The organism is Streptomyces sp. NRRL S-495, assembly GCF_000966955.1.
GTDB lineage: Bacteria > Actinomycetota > Actinomycetes > Streptomycetales > Streptomycetaceae > Kitasatospora > Kitasatospora purpeofusca.
This window is the reverse complement of record NZ_JZWY01000358.1, coordinates 1-7,438: the sequence shown is the minus strand read 5'-3', so window position 1 is coordinate 7,438 and position 7,438 is coordinate 1. Positions and strand designations below refer to the sequence as shown.

At 75.0% G+C, this 7,438-nt stretch carries 7 protein-coding genes and 1 pseudogene; 2 read left to right on the top strand and 6 right to left on the bottom strand.

Translation table 11 applies throughout. The features are described from left to right. The 3 genes from VR45_RS18780 to VR45_RS18770 all read right to left on the bottom strand — a co-directional run. A partial coding sequence (locus VR45_RS18780) for a HAMP domain-containing protein (protein ID WP_159394264.1) occupies positions 1-689 on the bottom strand: 689 nt, incomplete at its 3' end. Beyond that, positions 689-1,390, bottom strand: a complete 702-nt coding sequence (locus VR45_RS18775) for a response regulator transcription factor (RefSeq protein ID WP_045940946.1) — start codon at positions 1,388-1,390, stop codon at positions 689-691. The genes VR45_RS18775 and VR45_RS18780, both read right to left, overlap by 1 nt. Before the next feature lie 59 nt (positions 1,391-1,449). Further along, positions 1,450-3,012 carry an alpha/beta hydrolase gene (locus VR45_RS18770; protein WP_052709199.1) on the bottom strand — a complete coding sequence of 521 codons (1,563 nt, stop codon included), beginning with the start codon at positions 3,010-3,012 and terminating at the stop codon, positions 1,450-1,452. 302 nt (positions 3,013-3,314) lie between these two features. On the opposite strand from VR45_RS18770, the gene VR45_RS18765 reads away from it, so the two are divergent. Continuing rightward, a complete protein-coding gene (locus VR45_RS18765; RefSeq protein ID WP_045940945.1) occupies positions 3,315-4,637 on the top strand; it encodes a UDP-glucose/GDP-mannose dehydrogenase family protein in 1,323 nt (440 codons plus the stop codon). Between the two features lie 132 nt (positions 4,638-4,769). Here the strand turns inward: VR45_RS18765 and VR45_RS18760 are convergent, their stop codons facing one another. From VR45_RS18760 to VR45_RS18750, 3 genes are all read right to left on the bottom strand, one after another. Then, on the bottom strand, positions 4,770-5,459 hold the full coding sequence (locus VR45_RS18760; protein ID WP_199925965.1) for a polysaccharide deacetylase family protein: 690 nt from the start codon (positions 5,457-5,459) through the stop codon (positions 4,770-4,772). Positions 5,460-5,583: 124 nt separating this feature from the next. Further along, positions 5,584-6,030, bottom strand: coding sequence for a hypothetical protein (locus VR45_RS18755; protein WP_045940944.1), 447 nt, complete (start codon positions 6,028-6,030; stop codon positions 5,584-5,586). Then, entirely contained in the window at positions 5,993-6,781 is a 789-nt protein-coding gene (locus tag VR45_RS18750) for an arginase family protein (RefSeq protein ID WP_052709198.1), read from the bottom strand. Before VR45_RS18750 ends, VR45_RS18755 begins: the two co-directional genes overlap by 38 nt. A gap of 480 nt (positions 6,782-7,261) precedes the next feature. Here VR45_RS18750 and VR45_RS18745 point away from each other — a divergent pair. Next, positions 7,262-7,438, top strand: a pseudogene (locus tag VR45_RS18745) (prolyl aminopeptidase); the annotation flags it as partial.

Sequence of the window (7,438 nt, the reverse complement as noted above, 5' to 3'; positions counted from 1 at the left end):
CTGGCGTTCTGCACCAGCCGCTGCTGCGCCTCCCGGGAGCGGCGCAGCGCGTCGAGCATCACCTCGAAAGCGAGGGTCAGCCGGCCCACCTCGTCGCGCCCGGCGGCCGGGAGCGCGGTGCCGAGGTCCTGGGTCGCGCTGATCCGCTCGGCGGCGCGGGCCAGTCGGCGCATCGGACGCAGGATCCGGCCGATCAGCAGCCAGCTGAGCGCGGCGCAGGCGGCGGCCGAGCCCGCCGTCGTCCAGCTGATCCGCCCGAGGAACTCCCGGTCCATCCGCTCGGCGTCCGCGTAGTCCTGGCTGACGACCAGTGCCCCGTGGCCCTCGCCGCGCCCCTGGACCAGCACCCCGAAGGTGCGGTCGCCGACCGTGGTCTCGGCCGTCAGCCGGCCCTCCCCGGACCGTGCCACGGCGAGGGCGCCCGGGGGGACCGGCAGGGCCGAGCGGCCGGGGGAGAGCGGCCGGACCGTGCCGTCGGGGAGGAGCAGCTGCTCGGCGGTGTCGGGCCGCTCGGCCGGGACCCGCCCGGCGTCGAGGACGGCGGCGACGGCGTCCGCCCGGTCGACCAGCGCCCGGTCGAACTGATCGGCGACCAGCCCGGTGACGCCGCGGTAGGAGCTGACGACGGAGACGAGGATGGTCAGCAGGGTGGCGGCCACCACCACAAGGGTGATCCTGGTGCGCAGCACTACGCGGCCCGCACGAGGTAGCCGACGTTGCGGACGGTGTGGATCAGCCGGGGTTCGCCGCCCTCCTCGCTCTTGCGGCGCAGGTAGCCGATGTAGACATCGAGCGAGCGCGAGTCGGTGTCGAAGTCGTAGCCCCAGATCCGCTCGTAGATCTGCGGGCGGGTGAGCACCGCGCCCTGGTTGCGCAGCAGCAGTTCCAGCAGGTCGAACTCGGTCTTGGTGAGGTCGAGGAGCCGGTCGCCGCGGTGGGCGCGGCGCGCGGCGGTGTCCAGCGCGAGGTCCTGGCAGGCCAGCACACCCGGATCGGCGGGCGGGGCGGAGCGCCGGAGCAGGGCGCGTATCCGGGCCAGCAGCTCCTCGGTGGCGAAGGGCTTGGCCAGGTAGTCGTCCGCCCCGGCGTCCAGCCCGGCGACCCGGTCGCCGAGCTGGTGCCGGGCGGTGAGCACCAGGACCGGTAGCCGGTCGCCGCGGCGGCGCAGCATCCGGCACAGGGCCAGTCCGTCCAGCCGGGGCATCACCACGTCCACCACGGCGAGGTCGGGACGGTGCCGCTCCAGCAGCTCCAGGGCGTCCTGCCCGTCGGTGGCGGTCAGGACCCGGTAGCCCTCGAAGCGCAGCAACTGGTCGAGGGTGGTGCGGACACCGGGGTCGTCCTCGACGACGAGCACGGTGCGGCCGTGGGTGGCGGTGGCATCTGTCATGGCGTCATTCTCGCTGGTCGCGGGGGACGGTCTGGGTACGGAGGGGCGTCCGACCGGTGTCAGCGACGCACCGGGGAGACGGCGATCGGCGGCACGGCGGCCGTGCAGGAGGTGTCGCCCGGCCGCCCGGTGCGGACGAAGGAGTCGACGATCCCGAGCGTGCAGTGCGTGGACTCCAGCTCCGCCACATGCCCGGCATTGGGCACCGTGACGACGGTCGAGCGCCGGAACCGGTCGGCCGCCCGACGGGTGGCGCTCTCCGGGGTGTTAGCGCTCTCCGGGGTGTTGGAGTCGAGGTCGCCGGCGAACAGCAGCACCGGCACGTCCGGCTGCGCGGCGTCCACCGGCTGGGGGCGGGCGGTGCCGTTGCGCGGCCACCGGATGCAGGCGTCGGCGCCGTCGGTCTGCCCCTCGGTGAAGCCCTTGACGCTGAACGCCCCGAACCGGCCCGGGTCCGCCGCCGACAGCGCGGCCCGGTACTCGCGCCAGCGCTCCGGCAGCGCCGAGTCGACCGACCACGCCCGCGGGTAGTCGTTGCACACAACGGCCAGGAAGGACGCCTGGTCCTCCCGGCCGGCCGCCCGGTAGTCGGCGTCGACCAGGGCCCGCAGCGCGCGGTCGTCGCCGTTGGCCGAGCCGTGCAGCGCGGCCGGCAGCTCGCCGAGCAGCGAGCGCTCGGCCGGGCTCTCCCCGGCGCCGCGACTCGCCGCCTCGTACAGCAGATTGGCGAGCTTGTCCTCCGTGAAGCGCAGCGTCCGGGTCGCACCCGCGGCCTCGACCCGCAGGGTGAACGGCCGCTCGCGCAGCCTCCCGGCCACGGTGCGGAGGTCCTCGACGGCGGTGCCCCCGTCACAGGCGGCGCTGCGCTCGCAGACCCGCTTCAGCGCCAGCGACACCGCCTCGGTACTCGGCCGGGCCAGCGGGTCCACGTTGAGCGGGTAGGCCCCGGACAGCACCATCGAGTCGACCCGCCCGGGGTGGCGGCTCGCGTACACCGGCATCAGATAGGTCCCGTAGGAGAGCCCGTAGGGGACGAGCGAGGCGGCGCCGATCCGCGCCCGCACGGCGTCGAGGTCGTCGGCCGTCGCCGCGCTGGTGTACCCCTCGGCCCGGGGACCCAGCGCGGCCGCGCAACGGGCCACGGCATCGCGCTGCCCCGCACGGTCCGCGAACCGGTACTCGGCGTCGGTGACCCCGCACGGGATCCGCCCGGAACGCCCGGTCCCGCGCGGGTCGACCAGCAGCACGTCATGGCTGCCGAGCACACCGGCGAGCCCGGCGGCGAAGGCCCCGGCCCGCTCGATCGCCGTCTCCCCGGGCCCGCCCGGGTTGACCGCGACCGTCCCCCGGGCCGGCCCCGCGTCACGGTGCCGCAGCACCGCGTACGCCACGGCGACACTGCCCAGCCACGGCTTGCCGCTCACCACCGGCCGGTTGACGGTGCCGCAGTCCACCCGCAGCCCCTCCACCTCGGGGCACCACGCAGCCCTGCCCGACCGCACCCCCTGCTGCGCCGCAACCGCCGCCCCGGCGGGCAGCACCGACATCAGCACCGCCGCCGCCCCGGCCACCGCCCCGACCCGCCGCAGGGTGCCCGCGGTGGTGTTCCCGTTCCTCGTCATGGTGGTGTTCCTTCCGTCCTGTCGTTCTCCGGTGGTGAGGACGACACTGCCGGGCCCCGGTCAGGGGCCCGGCAGAGCGACGGCAAAGGCGTGTAAGAACTAGCCGGGGCCCGCGTCCCGGCGGCGCCGGGGTGGGAGTCGGCGGCAGCGGTCAGGGACCCTGTTCGGCGCCTGACGGTCGGATGCCCGTACGTATAGGGAGGGGATCGAACTGTGTTCTGGCGAGGGCGAGTTCACTTCGCGATAGCGTAGGGTAGCGTTCCGGGTGCGGTGCGCTACCCAAGCGGACAAGGATCCCTTCCATGCGTGTTTCCGTGATCGGTTGCGGCCACCTCGGCATCCCGCACGCGGCAGCGATGGCCGAACTCGGGCACGAGGTCATCGGCGTGGACGTCGACGGGGCCAAGGTCGACCGCCTCAACGCCGGCGAATGCCCGATCTACGAGACCGGCCTGCCCGAGCTGCTGGCCGGCCACACCGCCACCGGCCGCCTGCGCTTCACCACGGACATCGCCGAAGCCGCGGAGTTCGCGGACCTGCACTTCGTGGGCGTCGGCACTCCGATCGACGCCGACGGCCGCTCCTACGACACCGGGCAGGTCTTCGGCGCCATCCGCCAACTCGCCCCGCACCTGAAGCGGTCCTGCACGATCGTCGGGAAGTCCACGGTCACCGTGGGCACTACCCTCAAGGTCACCGAACTCGCCCACCGCCTGGCCCCGGCCGGAGACCTGGTCGAGGTTGTCTGGAATCCCGAGTTCCTGCGGGAGGGCCACGCCGTCGAGGACACCCTGCGCCCGGACCGCCTCATCGCCGGTGTCACCAGTGCGGAGGGCGAGAAGGCGATCCGCACCGTCTACGCCGGCATTCTCGACGCCGGGGTCCCCCTGTTCGTCTGCGACCCGCAGACCGCCGAGCTCGCCAAGGGCGCCGCGAACACCTACCTCGGCCTCAAGATCTCCTTCATCAACGGCGTTGCCGACATGTGCGACGCCGCCGGCGCCGACATCTCCAGGATCGTGGACATTCTGGGCATCGACCCGCGCATCGGTGCCGCCGGCATGCGACCCGGCATCGGATACGGCGGAGGCTGCCTCCCCAAGGACATCCGCGCCTTCACCGCCTCCGCCCGCCAGCTCGGTGCCGACCGGGCAGCCGCCCTGCTGCTCGCCGCCGAGCACATCAACGACAGCCGCGTCGACACCGCGATGGCCCTCGTCACCGGCGCCCTGGGCCGGCGGCCGGTCAAGGGCTCGCGGGTCACCGTGCTGGGCGCGGCCTTCAAGCCCGGCACCAACGACGTCCGCGAATCCCCGGCCCTCGCCCTCGCGCAGGCACTGGAACAGGCCGGAGCCGTCGTCACGGTGCACGACCCGCAGGCGGTCCCCACCGCCGTGCAGCGAAACCCCGAACTCGACTACACCGACGACCTGTCCGCAGCCCTCGACGGCGCCGACATCACCGTCCTGGCCACCGAGTGGCCCGAGTACCGGCAGGCGAACCCGCAAGACCTCGTCGGCCACCCCGCCACCCCGGTGCTCGTCGACTGCCGTACCACCCTGGACCCCGACCCCTGGCGCGCGGCGGGCTGGACCCCCCACCAGATCGGGCGCCCCGGCAAGTAGCAGGCTGCGGCACACCCCCAGGGCCCGGAGGCGCCGCCAGGACCTCCGGGCCCCGGCCCCGTTCGGGCCGCACGAGCAGGCGGGAGCAACGGCAGGCAAGAACTCGCGCCGCCGGGGACCGGGCGGCGGCGGTCAGCGGCAGGGGAGGAGGGCGAAGGTGTAGCCGCGGGCCTTGAGGGTGCGGAGGATGGCGGGCAGGGCGGCCACCGTCTGGCTGCGGTCGCCGCCGCCGTCGTGCATCAGGACGACGGCGCCGGGGGTGACCCGGTCCAGGACCCGGCGTTCGATCGCGGCCCGTCCGGGGCGGGCCCAGTCCTGCGGGTCGACGCTCCACAGCTGGATGGTCTTGCCGAGTCGCGCCGCGCCGGAGCGTACGGCGCTGTTCACCGCGCCGTACGGGGGTCGAAGGCAGCTCGGAGTGGTTCCGGTCCGGGCGCGGATACGTGCGTCGGTGGCCGTCACCTGGGAGTCGAAGGAGGACTTGGAGAGGGAGCGCAGGTCGGGGTGGGACCAGCTGTGGTTCTGCACGCTGTGGCCCTGGTCGTGCACCCGGCGGGTGACCTCGGGGTACGCGGCGACGTTCTGGCCGATCTCGAAGAAGGTGGCCCGTGCCCCGTACTGGGCCAGCAGCGCCAGGACCTGAGGGGTGTACCGGGGGCTCGGTCCGTCGTCGAAGGTGAGGTAGACGACCTTGGCCGGGGCCGCCTGGGCGGGGGCGGCGGGCAGGGCGACCACGGCGGTGGCGGCCGCCACCAGGGTGCCGATCACGAGGCGGGCGGCGCGGCGCCCCCGGGGCCGGTGCGCCGCTCGGGGCGAAGCCACTGAAGTCACTGAGGTCACTCGGGTCGAGGTCACGGGTGCTCCCAACGGCCGCGGAACCGGAACGAACCCGGTGCCCGCCCCCCTCCCCGGCCCTCCGTCCAATGTAGCGGCGCCAGCCCCGGCGTCAGTCCGCGCCGGCGAGGATGTCCCCGGCGACCTTCCCGGCCTGGGCGCGGATCTCGGGGATGGCGGTGCTCTCCAGCAGGCTGCCCCGGCGCAGCGCGCCGAGCGTCCACAGCGGCGCGGGCGGGGAGCCGTCGGCGGCTCGCACCCGGCCGAGGGCGTCGGTGCGGAAGCCCTGGCCGAGGTCGTCGGGTTCGGCCAGTCCGGCGCCGAGCAGCACGGCCACCAGCGGGTCGGGCACCCGGCGGACGTCGGTCTGCGGGCCGGTGCAGTTGAGGACCGCGGCGACGGTCAGGGCGCGGCCGTCGCGCAGCCGGACCCGGACGCCGTCGCCGGTGGGGCCCGCGTCGGCGAGTTCGCCCGGTCCCACCGTGATCCACCCCTCGGCCACGGCCGCCGCGAAGGCCCGGTCAGTCGACGCGTCGGCCGAGCGCCCCGACCAGGGCACCGACCAGCGTGTCCACCATCGCCCCGTCCGGGTCGCGGTCCGGGTTGACCTCGGTCACCACCAGCCCGGCGAACTGCGGCGCGGCGCAGAACTCGGCCAGGCAGTCGAAGGCCACGCCGACCGGCAGGCCCTCGTTGAAGTGCGGGAAGTTCGCCAGCGGGAGGTCCACCGAGTCGATCACGTCCACGTCGAAATGCAGCACGAACCGCTCGTGGTCGGCGGCGAGCGCCCGCCAGGCGGCCCGCGCCTCGACGACCGGGTCCACCCCGGGCGCGGTGAGCTCCGTGCACGGCAGGGCCCGCAGCCGGTAGCGGCCCAGCCGCTCCCGCCCCGCCGCGCCCAGCTCCACCGGGTCGTAGCCGAACGCCACGATCCCCTCGGGCCCCAGCAGCGGCGTGCGCGGCCCGGCCTCCCGCAGCTCGGGCGCACCGTCACCGAGCAGGTGCGACAGCACCATGGTGTCCAGGATCCCGGAGCGGCTGCTGTCCGGCACCGACAGGTCGAGGTCCCCGTCGAAGTACAGCAGGCCGGTACCGGGCCGGCGGGCGACGTACGCGGCCAGCACGCCCAGGGTGATCGTGCAGTCCCCGCCCACGACCAGGGGCACCGCGCCGTCGTCGAGGACGGCGCCGACGGCCTTGGCCACCGCGCGCACCACCTCGACCACCAGCGGCAGGTTCTGCCGGTCGCGGCGGTCGGGGTCGGTCCGGAACGGCACCACCGGCAGGTCCCCGCGGTCGGTCACCGTCACCCCCCCCCCCCCCCCCCCCGGCCGCCCGCAGCCGCTCCACCAGGCCGGCGGAGCGCAGGGCCGCCGGGGCCTTCTCCTGGCCGGGACCGTGCGTGCCCGCGCAGGACGGGACCCCCAGCAGTGCGAACTCCTCGGCCACGGTCGCTCCCTGTCCGTTCGTCCCGGCCCTGTCCCCGTCTCCGCCCGGGGGCCGCGTCCGCACCCGGAACCGGGCGGCGCGCGCGAGGCGGAGCGCGGCAGTGGGCCGAGCGTATCGGCGGACGGGGTGCGCGGCGCGTTCCTCCCGGGGGTGTCGGCGGTGTCGGTCTCCTCGGGCACCGGCGGAGCACCAGTACGGCTCGACGAGGGCCGCGAGGGCCGGCGCCGGTCGGGCCTGCGCCACGACCGGGCGGTCCGTCAGTTCCGGTTCCGGGTGCGGTGATCGGCTTGTTCGGCAGATGGTAGGACCGCCGCGGTCGGGTCCGCGTACGATCGATCGCCATGGTGGATCTCTACGCTCCGACCGAACCCTACGACCGCGGCTTCCTCGACACCGGGGACGGCAACCGCCTCTACTACGAACAGCTGGGCAATCCGGCCGGCAAGCCCGCCGTTCATCTGCACGGCGGACCGGGCGCGGGCACGTCCGGCCGCCCCATGCGGGCCTGGGACCCGTCC